Source organism: Helicobacter mustelae, from assembly GCF_900476215.1.
In the GTDB taxonomy this organism is placed as follows: domain Bacteria; phylum Campylobacterota; class Campylobacteria; order Campylobacterales; family Helicobacteraceae; genus Helicobacter_H; species Helicobacter_H mustelae.
Window position 1 is genome coordinate 845,624 of sequence record NZ_LS483446.1, and the last position, 23,954, is coordinate 869,577.

The window sequence follows — 23,954 nt, forward strand, 5'->3', positions numbered from 1 at the left end:
AATCAGAGGCGAGTAATGCAAAATAACACCAAAGCCCTCGCACCCCTTGCAACTAGTCAATTGATGCGATGAATGCACTCTAATCTAGCATGTACGCACACATGTCTACAAGGCGGTGGGAGTAACCCATCTCATTGTCATACCATGCCAAGATCTTGACACAATTGCCAAGTACTAAGGTCTGATCGGGCACAAAGATGGCGCTATAGCTTGATCCAATGAAATCGCTAGAGACACATTTCTCATGATCAACAAAAAGCAAGTCTTTGAGATAGGTATTTTGGGCCTCTTCAAAGGCATTGTGAATAACTTCTTTGGTGATGGCTTTGGAGAGATTGGCAGTCAAGTCCACAATACTCACATCAGGGGTGGGCACGCGTATAGAAGTGCCATTGAGTTTTCCATTGAGCTCTGGCATGACTAGACCAATGGCTTTGGCTGCACCTGTGCTTGTGGGGATCATATTCATGCCAGCAGCTCTTGCACGGCGGATGTCTTTGTGTTTGACATCTAGCAGATTTTGGTCGTTGGTATAGCTATGCACTGTAGTCATCAAGCCACTCTCAATGCCAAAATTTTGATGCAGCACAAGAGCGATGGTGGCTAAACAATTGGTCGTGCACGAAGCATTGGAGATGACGTCTTGGCCTTGGTATTGTGTGTGATTGACACCATAAACAAAGGTGGGCGTATTTTCTGCGGCTGCTGAGATGATGACTTTTTTTATATTTCCCTTGAGATGCGCGCTAGCTTTGTGCAGGGCGGTGAATTTGCCAGTGCACTCAATCACAGCCTCAGCGTCCAAAAAATCCAATTGTGCAATGTCGCGATTGCTAAGGATTTTGACAGTTTTGCTATTGCCGATGCGAAGTGTTTCTTCGTCGATTTTGTGCGCATCATAGCCCTTGTGCACGGAGTCATGGCGGATGAGATGTAGCAGGGTGTCGATGTCTGCGGTGGAATTGATAGCAACAATCTCCATATCCATGCGCCTTCCTATGATTCTTGCTGCACAAATTCCAATCCTGCCTGTTCCATTTATTGCTACTTTTTTCATTTTCTTCCTTTCTTGCTTGGGTTTATCTTTGCTTAAGGCTTAACTTTTGATGGCTAAGCCTTAGCAATCACTTTCCTAATACCTATCTAATATACCCAATATACAGGATACAGGGGCGAGAATTTTTTAAAAGAGAGAATTTTCTCACCACAATCCATCCAATTTTTTGGCGGATTTTTCTGTAGAAATTTTTGCGATGATTATACTCTATTATTAATGACTTTATCGAGGAAAAAAATTCCCAAAAACCCAAGAAATGCGCCCATATGCTTGATTTTTGAAAAAAAAATAAGTAAAATGGCGCGTGTTTTGAAACAGAAACATCCTAATATCATACACGGGAGGAATCCAATCATGAATAAAGCACAATTTGTTGATTTGGTAAAAGAAGCTGGAGCATATGCTACAAAAAAAGATGCGGAGGTGGCCATCGATGCATTTGTAAAGGCGGTAGAGAATGCGCTTACAAAAAAAGAGAGTGTTGAGCTGGTTGGTTTTGGTAAGTTTGAAACCGTGTTGCAAAAAGGAAAAGAAGGAAAGGTTCCTGGCAGTGATAAAAGCTATAAAACTGCTGATAGATTCGTGCCAAAGTTCAAGCCTGGCAAAGGTCTAAAAGATCTCGTATCCAAAAAATAAGCCAGATTTCCTCATCCTCGAGGAAATTTATCCCCGTAGCTCAGCTGGATAGAGCGTACGATTCCTAATCGTAAGGTCGTGGGTTCAAATCCCGCCGAGGATACCACATAACTTTATCAATTTATTCATATTAGGGAGACTCCATGGAGCAAACATTATCAATCATTAAACCTGATGCAGTTAAAAAAAATGTCATTGGAAAGATTGTCGATAGATTTGAAAGCAGTGGGTTGCGCATTGCAGCAATGAAAAAAGTGCAGCTTAGCAAGGAGGACGCTCAGAGATTTTATGCAGTCCATCAAGAAAGGCCTTTTTTTAATGATTTGGTGGAGTTCATGACCAGCGGCCCTGTCGTGGTGATGATCTTAGAAGGTGTGGATGCAGTGGGCAAAAATCGCAATCTCATGGGTGCTACCAATCCAAAAGAAGCCCAAAAAGGTACGATTCGAGCGGATTTTGCCGAGAGTATCGATGCCAATGCAGTGCATGGAAGCGATAGCTTAGAAAACGCAAAAATTGAAATTGATTTCTTCTTTCCCAAAAGAGAGATTCATTAAAGAAAATCAAAGAGAAATTGATTTTCCTCCTCTTTGTTAATGAAGATATATGAAGATTTCTTTTAGAAAAATCACTTCACAACCAAAAGATTATGTTTTTGAAACTCTAGGGATGCACCTGGAATGTGAGATTTTTCGAAAATTTGAAAATCTATTCTGTCTCAAAGGTATTCTATCTGGCGTGGTAAAGTTGCAGTGCGCACGTAGTGGGGAAGAATTCCTAAAGCCCATAGAGCAGGAGTTGGTTTTGTATATTGCAGATGGAATATGGGATGTACAAAGCCAATCAAAACTAGAGAGCTTTGATGTCATAGAATTTTTTGATGGCTTTATTGATATTAAGGCAATCATTTCTGATGAAATGGAATTGATCAAATCAGATTATCACATAAAGGAGTAAAACATGGCAGTTCCCAAAAGACGCGTAAGCAAAACAAGAGCAGCAAAGAGGAGAACACATTACAAAATCACACTCGCAGCACCCATCAGAGACAAGGATGGTAGCTGGAAAATGCCCCATTACATCAATAAGTTTACGGGTTCCTACAAAGCATAAGAGGCTTGGATGATCAAAATAGCAATCGATGCAATGGGAGCAGATAATGGTGTCTATCCCATTGTTGAGGGGGTCAGAGAAGCGCTGAAAAACAAGGATTTTTTCGCGTATTTGGTGGGGGATTCTGAGCAGATCTCAGAGGCATTGAAGCAGAATAAATCTTCCAGGATCGAGATTGTGCATTGTCAGGATTTTATCCGCATGGAGGAGCAGGCCTCAGCAGCAGCAAAGCGCAAGGAGTCTTCCATCTATGTAGCCATGGAAATGTGCAAAGAAAAGAAGGCAGATGCTTTGATTTCTGCTGGACATAGCGGAGCTACAATGAGTTTGGCTACCTTGAGACTGGGGCGCATCAATGGCGTGAGTCGCCCAGCCATTTGCACCATGATGCCTACGATATCTGAGAGGCCAAGCCTGGTGCTGGATGTCGGGGCTAACACCGATTGCAAACCAGAATTTTTAGTAGATTTTGCCTTAATGGGGTATGAATATGCCAAGAGTGTTTTGGGCTATCCCAATCCCCGAGTGGGACTACTCTCTAATGGCGAGGAAGACACCAAGGGCAATGAACTAGTCAAAGAAACCTTTAAAATCCTCAAGGATTATGATTTTTTCAAGGGGAATGTAGAGGGAAATGATATTTTTAATGCCTCCGTGGATGTGGTGGTATGCGATGGCTATACGGGAAATATCGCCCTCAAAGTAAGCGAGGGAGTGGCAAGCTCTGTGTCTTATCTTCTCAAAAAAGAGATTAAAAAATCCTATTTCTCCATGCTAATGGCCTCATTGCTCAAAGGAGCATTTAGCTCTTTGAAGCAGAAGATGGATTATGCAGAATATGGAGGTGCGCCCCTGCTTGGAATCAATGGCAATGTTATTATCAGTCATGGCAAAAGCAATGCACGCGCCATTGAATGCGCGATTTATCAGGCTATTAGGACCATCGAGTCAGATGTCTCCAACAAAATCCAAAATGCCATGAAAAAAAGGTTGTCTTGATGTATGCTGCACTAAAGTCCATTGCTTCCTATATTCCAGAACAAAAGGTGAGCAACCATGATTTTGAAAAAAAGCTTGCCACTAGTCATGAGTGGATCATAGAGCGCACCGGGATTCATAGCAGGTTTTTTGCAAAAGAAGATCAAAAGACCAGCGACTTAGGCGTGAGGGCAGCAGAATTGGCACTCAAGCGCGCAGGCATCACCGCTAAGGATGTCGACATGCTTATCGCTGCTACACTAAGCCCTGATTATTTCACCATGCCCTCCACTGCATGTCTCATTGCCAGCAAACTTGGCATCAAAGATGCTCCTGCCTTTGATGTCTCTGCAGCATGTTCTGGCTTCATCTATCTGCTTTCCATCGCCAAGGCATTCATCGAATCCAAAAATTATAGAAATATCCTCATTGTCGGCACAGAAAAAATCAGCCAAATTCTGGATTTTGAAGATCGAAGCACCTGTGTCCTCTTTGGTGATGGAGCAGGTGCTGCTGTGATTGGCGCCACGGAGCAAAAAAGCCAAAGCATCTTGGATGTGCATATTGGCGCAGATGGGGGTTATGGAGATCTGCTCTGCACCCCTTGTGCATCTTCTCATACCAAGCAATTTCTGCAAATGAAGGGGAATGAGATCTTTAAGCTGGCGGTGAAAACACTAGTCAGTGATGTGGAAATGATCCTGCAAAAAAATGCCATAGAAAGCAGCGCTATTGATTATTTCATCCCTCATCAAGCAAATCTTAGGATCATCAATGCAGTGGGTAGCCGTCTGAATTTCTCAGAAAAGCAGATTGTGCTCACTGTGCAAAAATATGGCAATACTTCTGCAGCAAGCATCCCCATGGCCATGAATGACATTTATGAGGAGGGCAGGCTGAAAAATGGAGATTTGATGCTCCTTGATGCCTTTGGAGGTGGACTTACCTGGGGTTCTGCATTGGTGCATTTTGATGGAAAATAGTAAACTTTTTTATAAAATCCTTGTTTATTTAGTATAATTTCCGTGCCTGAATAATTCGTTTTTTTTAATTGTTCGTCTGTTGAAATCAAGTATTTTAGGCTGTGATAGTGGATTTTGTGTGTTCGATATTTTTGTTTGAGATTTTTTAGAAAATTGAGAATCTATCGCCTAATAAATTCCTTCTAGCCTTATTGTTAGCTTTTGGGCTCAACATTTTAAATAGCGGTTATTTGGGTACGCTTCAAGGGGTACTCTTCAAAAGGAATGGGATGAAAAAAAAGCTCTTAATTTTGGGTCATGGCGGCAGAGAATATGCAATGGGTTTGCATTTGCTTAGAGACAAAAACATAGATTCTTTGTTTTTTGCCCCAAAAAACGCAGCCACAGAGCGTTTGGGAAAGACCTTTGATTTTGCTTCGCATCAAGAATTGATAGAAAAAATTCAGGAATTTGGCATTGATTTTGTCATCATCGGGCCAGAGGCATACATCATAGATGGGCTTAGCAATGCGCTAAAAATGGCGGGTATCAAAGTATTTGGACCGAGCAAAGAAGCAGGAATGCTAGAGGGCTCCAAGGCTTATATGAAGGATTTTGCTACACGTCATAACATCCCAACAGCGCGCTACATCCAGACAGACGATCTGACAAAAGCACAAGATTTTTTACTCACCCTAAAGCCCCCTTATGTGCTCAAAGCCGATGGACTCTGTGCTGGCAAGGGGGTATGGATCAGCAATGAATTATCAGAGGCCAAAGAATTTCTAAAAGAAATGCTTTCTGGCAAGGCGTTTGGTGAGAGTGGAAGGCGCGTGGTGGTTGAGGAATTCTTGCAGGGTTTTGAGCTTTCTATCTTTGCAATTTGTGATGGAGAGGATTTTGTACTCTTGCCTGCCTGTCAGGATCATAAGCGCCTGCTTGATCACGATGAGGGGCCAAACACTGGAGGGATGGGTGCATATGCCCCAGCACCTTCTGCCACTCCAGAGCTTTTAGAAAAGATTCAAGAGAGGATCTTACGTCCCACACTCCAAGGAATGATTAAAGAGGGCAATCCTTATTGTGGTGTGTTGTTTGCAGGCATCATGGTATGCGAGCAAGATGGGGAGCTAGAGCCTTATTTACTAGAGTATAATGTGCGTTTTGGCGATCCAGAATGCGAAGTACTCATGCCCTTGCTACAAACCTCTTTGTTAGAGATTTGTGAGCACACCCTCTCTGGTAATCTCAAAAATCTCAAACTCCAAATCTCGCATAAATGCGCGCTGGCTGTGGTTTTATCTTCAAAAAACTACCCCTATGGTACTTCAGAGCCTACACTCATAGAGTTTGAGAATTATCGCTCTTCCTTGGGACATTTTGTCTTTGCGGGTGTGGACAAAAAAGGCGGAGCTTTTTATGCCACTGGGGGTAGGGTGCTTTTGTGCGTGGGAGTGGGAGATGACATCAAAGAGGCTAGGGATCATGCCTATGAATTGATTAAGTCTGTGAAATTTGATGGTATGCATTATCGCAGGGACATTGGATATAGGGTGCTATGATGAGAAAAGATCGCGAAAAAATTGAAGAAATGCTCTATCGCGAAGGGATTGAAATCGCTCCCTTTAGCAAGAGATTTTTTGCATTTTTGATTGATGAAATGCTTATTTCTCTGATTTTTAGCATTGCCTTGATTTCCAAGATTCAGGGTAAGGATTCGCTGACAATCATCAATGTCTTAAGTAGCTATGCGCTGCTTTTACTCCTCTTGCGCATTATTTATTATGGGGTTTTTACGTATTTTTATGGTGCGAGCATTGGCAAAATTCTTTTGAAAATCAAGATCGTGCAAGTAGAAGATCTAGAAATTCCCAATTTAAAAACTACGATCATGCGCTGTGTGTGCAAGGAAATCGGACAAATGTTTTTGTACATCACTTATCTTTTTGCCCTGGGGGATGGAACTTTGGTGAGAACCCTGCATGATTTGCTTGCAGACACTATTGTAATTCAACAGGCTTGAATTGTGTGAAAAAGCTCTTTGGCATTCTTTTGTTGCTGGGCGTTATACATGCTGAGTTCGCCCTGCAAAAATTTGACAAAAACAATAATAAAATCTTTGAACTTCTAGCAGATAAGGTTTATCAAGAAGGGGGTAAGGTTGTTGCACAGGGCAATGCCGTCATGCTCAACAATGATCTTTATGTGATTGCCAATAAAATCATCTATGATCGAGAGAAGCGTCAGGCAGAGATTGAGGGGGATATCAAGATCTACAAAGGAGGGAGCCTCTTTGCCAGGTCTGAAAAGGTAAAACTCAATCTCAATGAGGATTATGGGATCATCGAGCCCTTTTATATCCAAGATACAGCCAGCGGGATGTGGGTGAATGCCAAATTTGCTGCCAGTAACAAAAAAATCTACACCTTCAAAAAAGCCGTCGTATCAGGCTGCGGGATCGAGCGGCCCGTGTGGCATATGGACGTGAGTTCTGGGACATTTAATAGTGAAAAATCTGTGCTTAGTGTTTGGAATCCCACGCTTTACATAGGCTCTGTCCCGGTATTTTATCTTCCCTATTTGCGGGTTTCCACACTCAATGAACGCAGTAGTGGCTTTTTGTATCCTCAATTTGCTTTTTCCAACCGCGAGGGCTTCATCTATGTCCAACCCTTTTATATTGCACCACAAAAATTTTGGGATCTCACCATCACTCCACAAATCAGGACGCAGAGGGGTTTTGGAGGTGATGTAGAATTTCGAATTGTAGACAAAACCAATTCGATGTTTTATTTTAAAGTAGGATATCTCTATAACTTCCAGCAATATATCAAACAGTTTAATCTAAGAAATAAGCAGGTTTTTGGTTTTCAATTCTCTCATGCCAATGAAAATCCCTTCCAAAAATATTTTGGACTCAAAAATTCTTTAGATAATGGCCTATATATTGATTTTTTATATATGAATGACTTGGATTATCTGCGCTTAGAGAGATTCAATGCAAGGATTATGGATGGTACAAGAGTATCAAGAATGAACTTTTATGTACAGACTGATAATCAATATTTTGGGCTGAATTTTCGCTATTTCATCAACCTCAACAAAATCAACAACTCCACCACCTTTCAAACCCTGCCACAGCTCCAGTACCACAAGTATTTGAATTCTTTGTATTTCAAAGGGCTTTTGTATTCTATAGACTATAATTTTCGCAATATCTATAGGCCACTTGGTTATGGATACATAGAAAACAGTCTCAAAGTCCCCATTGGAATGCAGTTCTCACTGTTTCATAAATATGTCTCATTGGGAATATGGAATAATTTTTATGCTAGCAATCTTGTGGCAGACAACACCTCAAAGACTTATTTTAATCGCGACATTTCTTCTAGGAATTTTGGGAATTTTGTTTCTGCTAATCTCAATTTGACTTTGAACATGGATTTGGCAAAGGATTATGACAAGGTTTTTCATGTTGTGGAATTTTTCACAGATTTTTCTCTGCCTTATTTTCGCTATTCTGATGGACTCTTGGATAAGAGATATTTTGTCCCAACCAATGAATATGCCCCCTATTACAATCCTGCTACGGGTCAGTACACTATTGCAAATAGAGTTTATGATGCCATATGGAATCCCTCCACACTAGGAGACTATGCTACCAACACCCGCTCAGTGAATTTTCGAATGTCCAATTATTTCTATGGCCTAGGGGGGAAGAATTTGTTTTATTGGCGCCTCTCTGAGACATTAAATTTTGATGATAAGATCGCATTTTATCGCAGTCCACTGGAGAATAAGATTGGCTTTTCTCCCATCACAGGACTGAATTTATCGGCAATTTTTTCTTATTCTTTTTATTACCGACAATTCCAAGAAATCTCCATCAATGCAACCTATAGTCGCAAATACATGGTCAGCTCGCTGACCTATTACATCAAAAGCCAATTCAGCGATATGGCCCGCTTCAATCAAGCCTCCTCTTCAGCAAACTATCTCACCTTTAGTTTTAGCAATGATTTTGGCTATTTTGGGCTCAATGCCTATGCTAGCTTCAACTTCAACAATCTAAGGAGAGCCAGAGATTATTCCTCAGTGATTACTAACTGGTCCATTGGGATTTTCAAAAATATCCGCTGCTTTGGCTTTGGACTTCGCGTGGCGAGCCAGCGCGTCCCCATCCTGACTAATGACACCACCTCAGGAGGATATGCCTCCAGCGTGTTCAACAACACCTACGTCAAATTTGATTTTAGTTTTGCTCCATTGACTCGAACCGGACTCACCTATCGTTTTTATAACAAATAATGGCATAATTAAGGGATTTTTTAGCCGCAAAAGGGAATAAAATGCAAAAGATTGATATTGTTTTAGAAGATTACAAGGAATGCTATAAGCTAGATTATGTGGCTAAACAGGCCAGTGGCTCCGTGCTTTATGAACGCGGTGGTACGGTGATTTTGGCAAGTGTAGCTATTGATGATAAGGATGTGGAGGGGGATTTTCTGCCCTTGAGTGTGCAATACATCGAAAAATCCTATGCCACAGGCAAGATCCCCGGAGGCTTTATCAAGCGTGAGGGCAAGCCAGGGGAATTTGAAACCCTCACATCTAGAATCATCGATCGCACCCTGCGCCCACTTTTTCCCAAACATTATAGAAAAACCACGCATATCAGTGTCTTTGTATTGAGCTATGATGGAGAGAGTGATCTACAGGTCTGTGCGCTCAATGCCGCAGCAAATGCATTACTTCTCTCAGCAGCGCCCTTTTGCGTTCCCACTGCAGCTGTGAGGATCGGGAGAATCGATGGAGTCTTTGTGCTCAATCCCAGTAGGTCAGAGCTTGCAAATTCCGCTCTAGATCTTTATATTTCTGGGAGTTTTGGAGATTTGTTGATGATTGAGATGAAGGGTGGAAGCACCAAGGAATCTGGCATCAATGAAGAGGAATTGCTAGAGGCCATTACTCTAGCTAAAGCACACATCCAAGAGCTAAGCAGTCTTTATGAGCAAAATATTGCTCCACATAAAAAAGCTCCTCTAGCACTGCCAGAAAAAATCGAGCTTTTTGATGAGGAGATTGATACGCTCTTAAAGCAGGAGTACTTCTCCCGCACCCAAGAAATCCTCAACCAAATGTCTAAAAGCGAGAGGAACAAGGATTTAGAAAGTTTGGGAGAGGAAATCTATCAAAAATACCAAAATTTCAAGCCCTGGAGTCTAGAGCAGGTGCAATATACACTATGGCAATACAAAAAACAAGTGATGCGCAATCAGGTGCTAGAGCGTGGTATTCGCGCTGATGGTAGGAAAACCACAGAGGTTCGTCCCATCTCCATAGAGACCAATATCCTGCCCTTTGCACATGGCAGTGTGCTTTTTACAAGGGGGCAGACCCAGAGCCTGGTGGTGGCCACATTGGGGAGTGAGAATGATGCCCAAACCAGGGAAAATCTAAACGACTCTATTCCGCAAAAAGAAAATTTTACCTTTCACTATAATTTCCCAGGTTTTAGCGTAGGGGAAGCTTTGATGATTGGATCTGTGGGACGCAGGGAATTGGGACATGGGAATCTCGCCAAAAAGGCTCTAGAAGATAGCATTATAGAAAAAGATCGCACCCTGCGCCTAGTCTCTGAAATCCTAGAATCCAATGGTTCAAGCTCCATGGCAAGCGTTTGTGGCGGATCTTTGGCCATCTGTGCTTGTGGTATGGAAAGCAGTGGGCTTGTGGCAGGGGTAGCCATGGGACTCATCAAAGAAGGGTCTGAATATGCCGTACTAACAGACATCATGGGATTAGAGGATCATGATGGAGACATGGATTTTAAGGTCGCAGGAAATGAGAATTTCATCACTGCCATGCAAATGGATATCAAGCTTGGTGGGTTGGAGCTAGGGATCTTGAAAGAGGCGCTCTATCAGGCTAGGGATGCGAGATTGCATATCTTACAAATCATGCAAGAAGCAAGGGCAAGGATTGTCGTCAATCATGACATCATCCCCAAAGTCGAGACTTTTTGCGTCCCACCCAGCAAGATCATCGAGATCATTGGATCAGGAGGGAAGACCATCAAGGAAATTATCGAGCGCTTTGGGGTGAGCATCGATTTGGATCGGGAAAAAGGAGAGGTGAAGGTCTTTGCCACCAATGCAAAAACCCTTCAAGATTGCAAGAATTACATCCTACAGATTATTGGAAGCCAGGGCTATGTAGAAAATGAAATTTTTTTGGGCGTGGTGAAAAAAATCGTGGATTTTGGAGTGTTTGTCTCCCTTCCCAGGGGTGGTGATGGATTGTTACACATCAGCAAATTTGCCCAAGACAAAAGCAAGAAATCTAGCGATTATTTTCAAGAGGGCCAGAAAATTTCTTGCAAAATCCTGGGGTTTAACAAAGGAAAGGTCGATCTAGACCTGGTTCGATAGTTTTTAAGCTTTTTTAAAGCTGAAAAGTGAGATAATTAGCACCTAATTTTTTGAGTAGGGGATTGATCCGAAAGAGAATTGAAAACTAATTAGGAGTATGATAGTGAAGTTTGTTGTTACCATGTTTTTGGGATTTTTAGGCTTTGTTTTTGCAGGTGAAATCAGCGGTGCGGATTTCATCAGAGGACTTTCTGTCTTGGCGGCAGTCGTAGGTTTGGGCATCGCGGCACTTGGAGGTGCCATTGGTATGGGGCATGCTGCGGCTGCTACTATCTCTGGAACAGCAAGAAATCCTGGAGTGGGTGGTAAACTTTTCTCCACAATGTTCATTGCTCTTGCGATGATTGAAGCACAGGTTATTTATACTCTGGTATTTGCGGCGATCGCGCTTTTTGGTTGATTTTTATTTAAAAGGAGGGGGGGGGGATTTTTTTGTAGAATTTTTTGCGCTGGTGGTGGAATTGGTAGACACGCCATCTTGAGGGGGTGGTGAGGCAACTCGTGCGAGTTCAAATCTCGCTCAGCGCACCATGTTGTAAATTTGTAAAGCATATGCCGAAGTGGTGAAATTGGTAGACGCGCCAGACTCAAAATCTGGTGGGGGCAACCCCGTGTCGGTTCGATTCCGACCTTCGGCACCACCTCGTTTCTATTCATTTCTTCCTTACATTTCTTATCTTTGTTCGGGTTCTTTATTTTTTAGAGCCGCTATGTTTTTTCGCTGGATTTGCTCACCCCTTCAACTCAGCTTCAAGCCTACCACTTATTTTGACCCCACATCCCTACACTCCACCTATTTGCTCGCTTGGGAGCTTCATGTCACCTCACCAAAGTTTTGAGTTACATCTACCACAGTCATTCTATCTACCCCATAACCCCGCTTGGTTTTTACTTAGCACCCATTCGCCTGGTTGTATTTTTTCAATTTTGTGTTATCATACCCCACAAAAGACTTTCAAAGGGGCGTTTCATGTACTCTCATAGAATAGAAAATTTGGCAGAATCTGCGACCATCGCTATTAGTACACTTGCACAAAATCTCAAAGCACAGGGCAAGGATATTTTGAGTTTTTCTACAGGAGAGCCTGATTTTGACACACCTCAATGCATCAAAGAAGCTGCTATCAAAGCCTTACAAGAGGGTTTTACCAAATATACCACAGTGGCTGGCATTTTGGAGTTACGCAAGGCGATCGCACAGAAATTACAGAGAGAAAATGAGCTTTCCTATGAGCCTTCAGAGATTTTGGTGAGCAATGGTGCCAAGCAATCCCTATTTAATGCATTTCAAGCGTTGATTGATGTTGGTGATGAGGTGATCATCCCTGCGCCTTACTGGGTGACATATCCTGAGCTTGTAACCTATAGTGGCGGCACAAATGTCTTCCTTTCCACCAATGAGAGCACGCAATTTAAAATCACCCCCTCTATGCTCAAGCAAGCCATCACCAAAAAAACCAAAATGATTGTGCTGACCACCCCATCAAATCCCACTGGAATGGTCTATACGCGCCAAGAAATCCTAGACATCTATGAAGTAATCAAGGATAGCAATATCTGGATTATTAGTGATGAGATGTATGAGAAATTAATCTTTGATGAGAAATTTTGCTCAGTGGCAAGTATCAATGAGGATATGCTACAGAGGACCATCACAGTCAATGGACTTTCTAAATCTGTGGCGATGACGGGATGGAGGATAGGCTATCTGGCTAGCAAAGACAAAAAGCTCATCAAGCTCATGGATAATCTCCAAAGCCAATGTACTTCCAACATCAATTCCATCACGCAAAAAGCTGCAATCACCGCTCTTGATGGAAGCGCTGATCAAGACATAGAAAAAATGCGCCTGGCTTTCAAAGAGCGCAGGGATCTGGCGCATGGATTGATTAATAACATCAAAAATTTATCAGTCATGCTTCCTCAAGGGGCCTTTTATCTGTTTATCAATCTCTCAAGACTTCCCCAAAGTGATTCCATGCAGTTTTGCAAGGATTTATTGGAACAAGAGGGTGTGGCACTAGTCCCTGGCGTAGCATTTGGCATGGAGGGCTATGCGCGCCTATCTTTTGCCTGCTCCAAAGATCAGATCCTCAAAGGTATTCAGAGGATCCAAAACTTTGTCTCCCGCTTTTGAGAAATTTTGAGAAATTTTGAGAATACCTCTAGTTTTTGTGTGGCGCCAAATCTTGCAAGTCTTGTGATTTTTTGAAATTTTGCGCCCTTGCATTTTTTTGAAATTTTACTTCGTGATTTTGATAGGTTTCCTAACTTTTTTCAATTTTGCAAGTTTTTACGCTTTTTGATTTCTTTGCGCCCCTAACCCTCTCAAGCAAAAGATAATAATAAAACCTAGGCATAATAGAATCCTCCCATAAATTTAGCACAAACCAGTCTAAAGCCCATTAAAATCCCTGCGCCAAGCATCCCTCAGAAAATTTCCAAGAGATTGGGAGAGGTTAGGGAGATTGCCTTGGTAAAAATTGAGCTCTTGCGACAAAAATGATTCTTGTATTTATACACCCTAAAGCCTGATTCTCGTGCGTTTTCATAGATTTTTGCATGCGTGGAGTAGCTCATCATAATCCCCCTTTCTTCCAAAATCGCATAGAGCAGTGCGAAAAATTCCTTGTTCCAAAATTGTGGTGTAGATTTTAGCGAGAAGGCATCAAGATAGATAATATCAAAGCGCTCAAGTCCTGGAATGATCTCTAGTGCATCTCCAAATGGCACCTGCAAGCAGATCTGTTCTGCAAGCCACAATGGCTTTTCTTGCGCAAGGATATGAAGCTGCTCTTTTGTAAAATTGCAATTGAGTGTGGAGATTTTTTCTAACACACCGCGATCAATCTCAGGAGCGATGATGCAGACAGAATTGGGGTAGTCGTGATAAGCCTTTGCAGCAAGTGAGCTATTGTAGCCAAGCCCAAAGCAAAGATCTAGGATTCTTAGAGGCTTATTTTGAAAATCACAAAAATAAAATGGCGGATAGATGTATTTATGGAGGGTTTCATTGTATGCGCCATCCTTGAGACTGTGATAGCACTCTCCAAAAAGATGGCTGAAATAGGTGTAGCTACCATCCTTACTAAGGAGTTTTTTGTCCATTATCGATGATAATTTGGCGCTTCTTTTGTGATGTCGATGTCATGAACATGGGATTCTTTGAGCCCTGCAGTAGTAATCTCGACAAATTCTGCCCTCTCCCATAAAGTAGGGATGTCCTTGCTGCCCAAATACCCCATACAAGAGCGCAGACCACCGCTTAGCTGATGGATAATATCAGAGACCTTACCCCGATAGGGTACGCGCCCCTCAATCCCTTCAGGTACGAGCTTGTCCTGTGCTGTGCCCTCTTGGAAATAGCGATCTGAACTCCCCTTTGTCATCGCTCCGATGCTGCCCATGCCACGGTAGGATTTGTATTGGCGTCCCTGATAGAGAATAAAATCCCCCGGGGATTCTTGTGTGCCTGCTAGCAGGCTTCCAATCATCACGCTAGATGCACCCACTGCAAGGGCCTTTGCCACATCGCCAGAATACTTGATGCCTCCATCTGCGATGATGGGGATATTATATTTTTGGGCGACATTCACACAATTATCAATCGCAGAGACCTGTGGCATCCCCACGCCTGCGACAATGCGAGTGGTGCAGATGCTACCAGGCCCAATGCCTACTTTTACTGCATCTGCACCTGCATTGATGAGATCTTGCGTGGCTTTTTTGGTCACCACATTTCCTACGATGACATCCACATCAAAGGATTTTTTGATGTCTTCTAGTGTCTTGATGACATTTTTGGAATGTCCATGCGCACTATCTAGCACCAACACATCCACCCCTGCTTTCACCAGGCCCTCTGCGCGATCTAGCTGACCCACGCCAATGGCTGCCCCCACGCGCAATCTGCCCAATGCATCCTTATTGGCATTGGGATAGGCGATGCGCTTTTGGATGTCTTTGATGGTGATAAGCCCTCTGAGTTTTTGATTTTGATCCACTATGGGGAGTTTTTCAATGCGATTTTTGTGCATAATTTCGCGTGCTTGATCGAGATCTATCCCCACAGGAGCGGTAATAAGAGGTGCCTTGGTCATGATTTCTCCCACTTTTTTGTCCAGATCCATTTCAAAGCGCATATCTCGATTGGTGAGAATCCCAATCAAAATCCCCTGGCTATCCACCACTGGGACGCCAGAGATCTTGTAATTATCTGTGATCTTTTTGGCATCTGCTAACGTTTTATCTGCATGGATGAAGATGGGATCTACAATAATGCCGCTTTCTGATTTTTTAACCTTGCGGATTTCCTTTACTTGAGATTCCACATCCATATTTTTGTGGATAATCCCAATCCCCCCAAGCCTTGCCATGGCGATGGCGGTTTTGTATTCAGTGACTGTGTCCATGGCTGCGGAAATAAAGGGAATGTTTAGCGGAATGTTTTTAGTGAGCTTGGAATTGAGGCTGACCTCTTTGGGCAAGACCTCAGAATAAGCTGGAAGCAGCAAGATATCCTCAAAGGTCAGGGCTTTTTGTAAAATTTTCATAGAACCTCCTAGAATTTCAAATTGAGAGTTTGCTCTGTCCCATAAGCAATATCAAAGAGACTTTGCTCATCAAATGCTTTGGCAATGAATTGCATTCCTATGGGGAGATTCTCTGCATCCTTGGCGATGGGAAGAGAGAGGGCGGGTAATCCTGCAAGATTCACCCCAATAGTATAAATGTCGCTAAGATACATTTCTAATGGGTTTTTGGAGCTGCCAAATTTGGGAGCAACAAAGGGGGTGATGGGCAAAAAGATTACATCACAATCCCTTAGGATTTCGTTGTATTGGCGCTTAATGAGCTCTCTAACTTTTTGGGCTTTGAGGTAATAGGCATCATAATATCCGCTGCTTAGCACAAAGCTTCCTAGTAAGATTCGATTTTTTACCTCATCTCCAAATCCCTGTGTGCGTGTTTGGATATAGAGATCTTTGAGATTTAGGGGATTGCTTGCGCGATTACCATAGCGCACGCCATCAAACCTTGCAAGATTGGAACTGGCTTCAGCAGTGCAGATAATGTAGTATGTCGAGATATGATAATCTGTCTGCAGCATTGTTTTTTCTATGATGGTATGACCCATTTTTTGCAGCATTGCAATTGTGTCATCATAGGCCCTTTTGATGGGATTACTTGCTTTTTCTACAAGATCCCTCAAAATCGCGATACGCATCTTTCTTTTGGGATCCAGTCTAGGAAAACAGGGTTTTTGCTCCGCGGGATGGCTTGTAGAATCTTTGGGATCATGTCCCTTGATGGCATCAAAGAGGATGGCGCAATCCTCCACATTCTGTGTGATGGGTCCTATTTGGTCTAGGCTAGAGCTATAGGCGATGAGTCCATAGCGGCTCACGCTGCCATATGTGGGCTTTAATCCCACACAGCCACAATATGCCGCGGGTTGGCGGATGGATCCTCCCGTATCACTACCAAGCGCTGCAATAGCAATCCCTCCAGCCACTGCTGCAGCACTCCCTCCAGAACTCCCTCCAGGCACTCTAGTGATATCACGAGGATTTTTTGTGATGCCATAGCTACTACTCTCTGTCGTGCTTCCCATAGCAAATTCATCCATATTCGCACGTCCAAAAGCACAGAAATTCTGAGCATGCAGCCTCTCAATCACGCTTGCATGATAGGGTGCGATATAGTTTTTTAGAATTTTGCTAGCACAGGTGATTTCCCAACCCTTGACATTGATGTTGTCCTTGATAAGGATGGGGATGCCATTGGGGGTGCTAGAGTGGATTTCTCCGACATAAGCATTGAGCTGGCTCTCTTTGGCCAATTGCAAAATCTCTTCTTTGAGTTCTTGGAGTTTTTGTGGTTGGAGTTTGAGGGAATCTTTTAGGGTAATCATATTTGTTTCCTTATTTGTGCAGATGATGCGTGAATTTTTGTTCCAAAAATGTTAAAAATTTTTGAATTATAGGACTTTTATGCTTATAAGTTTCTAATAAAGCAAATTTCTCATTAGAGCACAAAGCCCATGCTTTTTTCTCTATCAAAGCTAGAGCGCAATTCTTTTTGAATTTCTAGGATGAAGTCTTGGATTTCAAATAGGGGCTCTTTTTTGAGCGCGACGCCATAGGCAGTGTTTTTGACCACAAGGGCAATCTGTCCACCACTTAGATCATATTTTGCCAGGATCTTTGCTAGAGAGTCGGTGCTATGGGATAGGAATTTGGCGTTTTTGGGGAGATATTTCTGCCACAATAAAATGCGCTCATTTTCTGAGGGGAGTTTGAATTCTATTTTGTGATTAAATCGCCGTGAAAAGGCGTTGTCAATGGTCTCCAAAAGATTGGTGGTAGCAATCAAGATCCCTTCAAATTTCTCAATTTGTTCCAAAAAAATATTTTGCATTTGATTGTGCATTTTTTCTGCGCCACTGCGACTGCTGATGCGCACGCTCAAGAATTGATCAGCTTCATCCAAAAGCAAAATGGGAGGATTTTTGGATTCTTTGGCAATCTCTTTGTAATTATCAAAGATCTTGCGCACATTCTTTTCTGATTCTCCCACATACATGGAGAGGACCTTGCTGCAATCTAGGATCAATACCTGTTTTTTTAGATTTTTAGCCATGCCAAGGGCGGTGAGTGTCTTGCCAGTGCCTGAGGGTCCATAAAAAATTATCTTGCATTCTAGAATCTGTTTGTCTTTGATGCCCCAGTGCTTAAGGAGTTTAGCGACCTTTGGGCTTTGTTGCTCTAGGATGGTGCTTAGGGTTTGTCTGGTGGCCTGTGGCATCACAATCTCTTCTAGCGGCATTTTTGGCTCTAGGATTTCAAAAAATTGCTGCTCTTTTATGAGATTTTGCAGGGAGATTTTTTGGGGTTTTTTAAGGAGTTTGGGGCGAAGGATTTTTTGCAAAATATCCTCATGTAGATAGAAGGTCTTAGAGATCCCGCCAAAGGAATTATACATCTCCTCATAATCAAAGATCTTGCGCTCAATGAGAGTACTTTTTTCATCAAAAAGCATGCGATTTTTGATGCGCTCATATTCATCATGGCTAATAAGATCAATCAAAGTATTCATATCCCCTAGATTCTCACTCCCGCTAAAATACTCTTCTTTAAGCAGAGCAAAGAATAAAATCTCCTCTTTTGCATTGAGCTTATTTTCTTGGATGATTTGATGTGCTGGGATGGGGGTTTTGGTGAGCTTTAGACGTGCGAGAATTTTTTCTTCGATGGCTTTGAGATGATATTTCGTCCCAGAGGTGGGGAGGGTGTGTAGACGCTTGTGACTTAGTTTTTGCAGCAATGAGATCCTGCAAAACTGATCTTTGAGATATTCGAAATGATCTTCATAGGGGGTGATTTCTGGTATTTCTGCTTCATTTTTGCTTTCTTCTAGTAGCTTGAAAAACGCTGGGGTGAGCGCAACCTCTGCATGCAGGATTTCTAGTAATGTGGGGAAACTTGAGGATTTGAATTCCTCTTCACTAATCCAGCCAAGCTCTAGGAGGTTTTTTACCTTTGACAGATAGGGCAAAAAATCTTCATATTTTGTGATCTCAAAGACATCTTTAAGCAAGCAAGAGACTTCAAAATCCTTATCATTGCTGAAATATTTCTGCAGCATAAAATGCAGGATTTTGGCCTCTTCTTCATCGCATTCAAGAAGCCTAAAGACCTTGGTTTGGTTCAAATTTTTGCTATGGAGGAATTCTAAGAGATTTTGCATTCTTTTTCTCTCTCATCTTCTGTGGGGGATTTTTTGCTTCTTGGAGTGATGATGATGGGCGTGCCTTCAAATTCAAAGCAATGGCGCAAATAATTAACCAAATAGCGCTTATAGCTAAAATGCAGGCTTTTTGGGCGATTCATTACTAGGGAGATTTGAGGTGGACAGGTATCATACTGCGTGGCATAATAGATGCGAATGATTTTACCATGATCGCTGGGTAGGGGATGTTTTTTGGTGGCCTCTAGGATGGTGCTATTGAGTTGACTTGTGGGGATGCGGAAGCTGAAATTTTGATAGACCTGCAAGATTTTTTCTTTGAGCTCTTTTATATGGCGTTTATTCAGCGCACTTACTGTGATGATGGGCGCATATTCTAAAAAGCGAAATTTTCTTCTTAGCTCTTCTATGATGCTTTTGTATTCAGCGATGCGAATATCCCATTTATTAAGCACGATGATGATGCCCAGAGTATATTTGTCCACAAGGGAGCTGATTTTTTCATCAAGATCTACAAATGCTGTGCTCACATCTAGCACAAGCAGGGCAATATCGCTTTTTTCTAGCATTTTACCTGTGCGATCTAGGGCAAATTTCTCAAGCCCCCTGATCTTACCCCTACGGCGCAACCCTGCAGTGTCTACAAATTCTAATTGATAATCCTTGTAGATGATGCCCTCATCCACGGGATCTAGAGTCGTGCCCTCGATTGGACTTACCACGCTGCGATCCTTGCCTACTAAGGCATTGAGCAAGGAGCTCTTCCCCACATTGACTCGCCCAATGATTCCAATCTTAATCTTTGGCAAAGAGGGCGTGTCTTTGGGTTCTTGGGGATGTGGGGCTGTGTTTTCTAGAAATTCTTCGATGCTTTCTTGCTCTTGGCTTTGAGGTGCTTTTAAATCTAGTACATAGATGATAGAAGAGATGAGATGAGAGATTCCACGATTGTGGCTTATGGAGATGAAAAAGCTATTTTTTGCCCCAAAATTATCAAAATCATAGGCGCACTGCTTTTCTTTGTCGTTGTCAATCTTATTGATGATTAAAAAGCATTTTTTTTGGATTTTCTCCAAGGCATAAAAGAGCCTTTTGTCTTCATCATCAGGTGGGAGTTTTCCATCCACCACATACAGGATCAAATCCGCCATTTCAGCGGCTTGAAATGCAAATTTTTTGATGGAGGAAAAATATTGATTGTTCTTGTCGATTCCTCCGGTATCTAGGATCTGGAGTGGATGCCCTTCTAGCTGAATGGTTTTTTTGTTTACATCGCATGTGGTCCCTGAAACATCAGAGGTTATAGCTATTCTTTCTCTTGCCAAACGATTAAAAAGCGAGCTTTTTCCCACATTAGGCTTGCCCAAAATTGCTATTTTTTTCATAATTTTTCATTGCTCTTTAATAGATTTTCTTTTATAATTAGCCGATATGAAATCATAACATAAAAAAGTTTTGGGAGTTAGGAGTGAGAGTAAGAAAGTTTTTTGCTTGTTATACATGTTTGTTGGCTTTGGTCTATGGCGCACCCGAGACTCTGGATAAGGAAGCGCCAAAGGAGGTGGAGCATGTGGAAAATACAATCCTGTCTGCACAAAATCCTGCCACCAAAGACAATAAGGTTCAAAATCCTAGTCAGCCCCAAGATCCACAAAATTCCCAACCTACTTCAGATGGCCAAAATTCTCCCCAAAATTCCCAGCAAGATTACAACCCTCAGAATGCCCAGCAATTCCAGCAAAATGGCCAAAATCCACAAAATCCCAACCAGCCTCAAAATCCCGCTTACGATGGACAAAATAACCAAAATCCTAGTCAGCCCCAAGATCCACAAGATCCCCAGGATCCTCGTATGCAAAGATTGCCCACTACTGAGGATTTCTTGCGCGCCCATCAAGAAGAGGAAGCAAGAAGAGCCAGGGAAAATAGCCAAAATTCTCCCCAAGATTACAACCCTCAGAATGCCCAGCAATTCCAGCAAAATGGCCAAAATCCACAAAATCCCAACCAACCTCAAAATCCCGCTCAGTTCCATCCAGAAAATCCCAACTACCCAGAAGATCCAAATTATCAACCCCAAGACCCCAACTACCATCCTCAAAATCCCGCCTATGATGGGCAAAATTACCAAAATGATGACCAATTTCAAAATAATCCACAAAACCCCAACCAGCCCCAAGATCCCGCTCAGCTCCAACAAAATGCCCAACCTCAAAATAAAGAGCAGCCTCAGCCCAAAGAAGAGGAGCCTGCATTTGATCCCAAGGATTTAGAAGCTGTGCCAGAGGCTCAGGGCCAGGATATCCAAAGCCAGGAGGAATTGATTGCCAAAAAGACCAAGCAGGTTGAAGGAATGCATCGCGATTCAGGATTCAACTTATCTCAAGTACCAGATGCCAAGGGTGGGCAGACGGACTTCCGTCCCATCAATGGCTCTGCATTGCAGAGAGATAGTGAGCAGCCCATCATCGATAAAGAAAATGAGCTAAGAGGCATCCTACCTCCCAAAAAACAAGAACAGCCCCAAGATCCAAACCAACCCAAAGACCCCAACCAACCCAAAGAAGAGGAGCATGAGGCCAAGGATAAGGCAGAGGGTCAGGATCCAAAGAATCAAAAAGAATCAGAACAAAAAGAAAACAAAGAAGAGCAAGGCAGTGCAGACAAAAAGGATCAAAATCCACCGCCATCCATGGATCTCCAGACCCTCCTAGAAGAAAAACCCGCCAAAAAGGTGGTTTTCTCTCAAGAAGAGGTGTATGCATTAGATAATTCAGATTTTGCCCTGGTGCAGCGCAAGGGAAGCTACATCCTCAAGATCCTCTCTGCAGAATTGGAAAATTTTGTTTATGGGCAGGGCTATGATACCCCCGACCAGGTACAAACCTTTAGTGTCAATAATAATTACACACAGATTTTCAACAAAAATGGCAAGATCAAAGAATATCGCTTCTACCAAAAAAAGGACAAGCAGCGCCCCTTTATCAATCAGGTAAAATATCCGCTAGAAAAAATGGATCTAGATCTCTATAAAATCATCATCAAAAATCCCCCATCATCCTTTGACCCTACGGGCTGCAGGGTGACACGCACTAAAGAATTGAGAGCCAATCTCATCACCAATCAAGAGGTGATTATGAATTTGAATATCAAAAGAGAGCTGCGCAATGTGCCAAACTACAAATTATTTCTGCAGTGCCCTAGATAATGGATGGGTGCAAATTTTGCATGCCTTCTTGCTGCTAGGATTTCTAAAATAAAAGCACAAGATGTGCCAAAAGCATCAAATAAAAAAGAGTGAGGGAGTCATCCTATTTTTGCAAGAATTCGGAGTATTTGAAGGAAGAAGGCCCTGCTGTTTTGGTGGGATTCCCTGGGCTGCTTTATAGAAGTGGCAAGGAGCATGTCTCTATTTATCTCTATGGGTGTGAGCTTAGGTATGCAGAGGGGGAGGAGCAGTGATGAATAGCAGGGTGCTAGAGGGCATGGAGCTGGATTTTCTTAGGAGCTTAGATCTGACTAATTTTTTTGAGTTGATAGGATTTTTTGCTTGAGATTTTGACCTTATGAAGGAGGCTCACTCCGCAGGGATGGAGTTTGACAAAAATTTATCAAAAACACCATCCAAAAAATGCTACATATTGCAAACCAAGCTCTCCTGTCTCTATTAGAATTCCCAAAAATAAAAATGCTAAAAACTCACAAAATCCTACAAAGAAAGCCTCTTGTCAAATGCCAGGAATTTCATCCAAAATGAAAGGCGCGCATTTTTGCACTTCTGGAGCGAGGATTTCTCTTTATTTCTTCTTGGCTTGGGATGATGGGCTTTTTGGTGAGAAGCACTCCTTTTTGGTGGTGGTTGCCGCAGGTGCATTTTAGCGCCTCAAGTGGGCAGATACAGCTCTTTGTATAAGATTTTAGGGCCTGTTTGAGGATGCGATCTTCTAGGGAGTGGAAGGTGATGACACAGAGCCTGGCATCTTTTAGCTTTTGTGCGTGCAAAAGAAGCCTTTCTAGCTCCTCTAATTCACCATTGACCTCGATGCGTAGGGCCTGATAGACTAGGGGTAGGATTTTTGGATTGCGAAAATGTGCCTTCAAAAATGCATTGAATGTTTTTGGATCTCCAAAGTCTGTGCGTGTGCGCTCTTGAGAGAGGAGTTGAGCGAGTTTTTTACTTTCTCTAAGCTCTCCATATTCACGAAAAACACGCTCCAATGCAAAGGCAGAATAATGATTAAGGATTGTTTTTGCACTGATATGCGCATCATTATCCATGCGCATATCCAGCACTTCACTCTCAAAGCCAAAGCCTTTTTTGGGAGTATCAAGCTGATAGGAACTCACACCAATATCTGCTAGGACTCCTTTGATTTCCCTGCCATATTGCGCGATGAGTGGCTCTATTTGCTCTCCAAATCCACTAGCAACACAGCAAAAACGCTCCTTAAAGGGAGATAGGAGTTTTGTGGCATAGGCTCTGGCGTCTTTGTCCTTGTCAATGCCAATGATGCGGATGCTTTGGTTTTGCTCAAGCAAGGCTTTGGAATGTCCGCCAAATCCAAGCGTACAATCAATGATAATTCCCTCTTTTATGTCTTTGAAAATGTCTAAAACCTCATGGAGCAAAACAGGAATATGTGGGGAGGTGTGCAAAATCTGCCTTGTAAGGAGAGAATTTGGTATAGCGATAAGCCGAGTTCTGTCATTGAGTGATTATTTATCTAGGCGCGGTTTTACAACGACGCTCAAGCAAAGAGTTTTGAAGAATGAGACACTAACCATACTCTTTTTGCTACGGATTGGGTTTACACGGACGGAGAGAATTGCTTCAATCCCGGTGGGCTCTTACCCCACCTTTTCACCCTTACTATAAAAAATAGCGGTTCTTTTCTGTTGCACTTTCCCTTAGCTTACGCTAGCCATTTGTTAAATGGAATCCTGTCTCTGTAGCTCGGACTTTCCTCTCAGAATCTGAGCAATCACCTGCTATACCAGGAGCGCCATTATAGCAAAATATAGTGCTTT

At 42.6% G+C, this 23,954-nt stretch carries 21 protein-coding genes, 3 tRNA genes and 1 other RNA gene; 17 read left to right on the top strand and 8 right to left on the bottom strand.

Going from position 1 to position 23,954, the window contains the following annotated elements:
- Nucleotides 1-79 precede the first annotated feature (79 nt).
- The gene (gene gap / locus DQN48_RS03970; protein WP_013023072.1) at nt 80-1,057 is read right to left on the bottom strand and encodes a type I glyceraldehyde-3-phosphate dehydrogenase; all 978 of its coding nucleotides are present in this window, start codon (nt 1,055-1,057) and stop codon (nt 80-82) included.
- 354 nt (nt 1,058-1,411) lie between these two features.
- Here gap and DQN48_RS03975 point away from each other — a divergent pair, with 354 nt between their 5' ends.
- The 15 genes from DQN48_RS03975 to DQN48_RS04045 all read left to right on the top strand — a co-directional run bounded on the left by DQN48_RS03975 (nt 1,412) and on the right by DQN48_RS04045 (nt 13,314).
- On the top strand, nt 1,412-1,693 hold the full coding sequence (locus DQN48_RS03975; RefSeq protein ID WP_013023073.1) for an HU family DNA-binding protein: 282 nt from the start codon (nt 1,412-1,414) through the stop codon (nt 1,691-1,693).
- A 29-nt stretch (nt 1,694-1,722) separates the two neighbouring features.
- A tRNA-Arg gene (locus DQN48_RS03980) sits at nt 1,723-1,799 on the top strand.
- Nucleotides 1,800-1,836: 37 nt separating this feature from the next.
- The gene (gene ndk / locus DQN48_RS03985) at nt 1,837-2,250 is read left to right on the top strand and encodes a nucleoside-diphosphate kinase (RefSeq protein ID WP_013023074.1); all 414 of its coding nucleotides are present in this window, start codon (nt 1,837-1,839) and stop codon (nt 2,248-2,250) included.
- A 49-nt stretch (nt 2,251-2,299) separates the two neighbouring features.
- Nucleotides 2,300-2,650, top strand: a complete 351-nt coding sequence (locus DQN48_RS03990) for a DUF177 domain-containing protein (protein WP_013023075.1) — start codon at nt 2,300-2,302, stop codon at nt 2,648-2,650.
- A 3-nt stretch (nt 2,651-2,653) separates the two neighbouring features.
- Complete coding sequence (rpmF, locus tag DQN48_RS03995; protein ID WP_013023076.1) at nt 2,654-2,806, top strand: 50S ribosomal protein L32; 153 nt, start codon at nt 2,654-2,656, stop codon at nt 2,804-2,806.
- A 12-nt stretch (nt 2,807-2,818) separates the two neighbouring features.
- The gene (gene plsX / locus DQN48_RS04000; protein ID WP_173051821.1) at nt 2,819-3,805 is read left to right on the top strand and encodes a phosphate acyltransferase PlsX; all 987 of its coding nucleotides are present in this window, start codon (nt 2,819-2,821) and stop codon (nt 3,803-3,805) included.
- The gene (locus tag DQN48_RS04005) at nt 3,805-4,767 is read left to right on the top strand and encodes a beta-ketoacyl-ACP synthase III (protein WP_013023078.1); all 963 of its coding nucleotides are present in this window, start codon (nt 3,805-3,807) and stop codon (nt 4,765-4,767) included. The genes plsX and DQN48_RS04005 overlap by 1 nt, the downstream gene beginning before the upstream one ends.
- Before the next feature lie 269 nt (nt 4,768-5,036).
- A complete protein-coding gene (gene purD, locus DQN48_RS04010) occupies nt 5,037-6,308 on the top strand; it encodes a phosphoribosylamine--glycine ligase (RefSeq protein ID WP_013023079.1) in 1,272 nt (423 codons plus the stop codon).
- Nucleotides 6,305-6,769, top strand: a complete 465-nt coding sequence (locus DQN48_RS04015; RefSeq protein WP_081441288.1) for an RDD family protein — start codon at nt 6,305-6,307, stop codon at nt 6,767-6,769. Before purD ends, DQN48_RS04015 begins: the two co-directional genes overlap by 4 nt.
- 5 nt (nt 6,770-6,774) lie before the next feature.
- Nucleotides 6,775-9,054, top strand: coding sequence for an LPS-assembly protein LptD (locus DQN48_RS04020; protein ID WP_013023081.1), 2,280 nt, complete (start codon nt 6,775-6,777; stop codon nt 9,052-9,054).
- A 41-nt stretch (nt 9,055-9,095) separates the two neighbouring features.
- Nucleotides 9,096-11,177, top strand: a complete 2,082-nt coding sequence (locus tag DQN48_RS04025) for a polyribonucleotide nucleotidyltransferase (RefSeq protein ID WP_013023082.1) — start codon at nt 9,096-9,098, stop codon at nt 11,175-11,177.
- Between the two features lie 103 nt (nt 11,178-11,280).
- Nucleotides 11,281-11,577, top strand: a complete 297-nt coding sequence (locus DQN48_RS04030; RefSeq protein ID WP_013023083.1) for an ATP synthase subunit c family protein — start codon at nt 11,281-11,283, stop codon at nt 11,575-11,577.
- 46 nt (nt 11,578-11,623) lie between these two features.
- Nucleotides 11,624-11,708 (top strand) — tRNA-Leu (locus DQN48_RS04035).
- 23 nt (nt 11,709-11,731) lie between these two features.
- Nucleotides 11,732-11,818, top strand: a tRNA-Leu gene (locus DQN48_RS04040).
- A 329-nt stretch (nt 11,819-12,147) separates the two neighbouring features.
- The gene (locus DQN48_RS04045) at nt 12,148-13,314 is read left to right on the top strand and encodes a pyridoxal phosphate-dependent aminotransferase (RefSeq protein WP_013023084.1); all 1,167 of its coding nucleotides are present in this window, start codon (nt 12,148-12,150) and stop codon (nt 13,312-13,314) included.
- A 293-nt stretch (nt 13,315-13,607) separates the two neighbouring features.
- Here DQN48_RS04045 and DQN48_RS04050 read toward each other — a convergent pair whose 3' ends face one another.
- The 5 genes from DQN48_RS04050 to der form a co-directional block, all read right to left on the bottom strand.
- A complete protein-coding gene (locus DQN48_RS04050; protein WP_013023085.1) occupies nt 13,608-14,285 on the bottom strand; it encodes an MnmC family methyltransferase in 678 nt (225 codons plus the stop codon).
- Nucleotides 14,285-15,730: an IMP dehydrogenase gene (gene guaB, locus DQN48_RS04055; RefSeq protein ID WP_013023086.1), complete on the bottom strand. Its 1,446-nt coding sequence runs from the start codon at nt 15,728-15,730 to the stop codon at nt 14,285-14,287. The genes DQN48_RS04050 and guaB overlap by 1 nt, the downstream gene beginning before the upstream one ends.
- 8 nt (nt 15,731-15,738) lie before the next feature.
- Nucleotides 15,739-17,091: an Asp-tRNA(Asn)/Glu-tRNA(Gln) amidotransferase subunit GatA gene (gene gatA, locus DQN48_RS04060; protein ID WP_013023087.1), complete on the bottom strand. Its 1,353-nt coding sequence runs from the start codon at nt 17,089-17,091 to the stop codon at nt 15,739-15,741.
- 113 nt (nt 17,092-17,204) lie between these two features.
- On the bottom strand, nt 17,205-18,926 hold the full coding sequence (locus DQN48_RS04065) for an ATP-binding protein (protein ID WP_013023088.1): 1,722 nt from the start codon (nt 18,924-18,926) through the stop codon (nt 17,205-17,207).
- Nucleotides 18,911-20,311 (bottom strand): ribosome biogenesis GTPase Der, encoded by a 1,401-nt coding sequence (gene der, locus DQN48_RS04070; protein WP_013023089.1) that lies wholly within the window; start codon nt 20,309-20,311, stop codon nt 18,911-18,913. The genes DQN48_RS04065 and der overlap by 16 nt, the downstream gene beginning before the upstream one ends.
- Nucleotides 20,312-20,433: 122 nt before the next feature.
- On the opposite strand from der, the gene DQN48_RS04075 reads away from it, so the two are divergent.
- Complete coding sequence (locus DQN48_RS04075) at nt 20,434-22,134, top strand: hypothetical protein (protein WP_013023090.1); 1,701 nt, start codon at nt 20,434-20,436, stop codon at nt 22,132-22,134.
- A 128-nt stretch (nt 22,135-22,262) separates the two neighbouring features.
- Nucleotides 22,263-22,388: a hypothetical protein gene (locus DQN48_RS07865; RefSeq protein WP_269460488.1), complete on the top strand. Its 126-nt coding sequence runs from the start codon at nt 22,263-22,265 to the stop codon at nt 22,386-22,388.
- 282 nt (nt 22,389-22,670) lie between these two features.
- Here DQN48_RS07865 and rsmH read toward each other — a convergent pair whose 3' ends face one another.
- The gene (gene rsmH / locus DQN48_RS04080) at nt 22,671-23,582 is read right to left on the bottom strand and encodes a 16S rRNA (cytosine(1402)-N(4))-methyltransferase RsmH (RefSeq protein WP_013023091.1); all 912 of its coding nucleotides are present in this window, start codon (nt 23,580-23,582) and stop codon (nt 22,671-22,673) included.
- Between the two features lie 19 nt (nt 23,583-23,601).
- Nucleotides 23,602-23,924: RNase P RNA component class A (rnpB, locus tag DQN48_RS04085), an RNA gene on the bottom strand.
- Nucleotides 23,925-23,954: the final 30 nt, after the last annotated feature.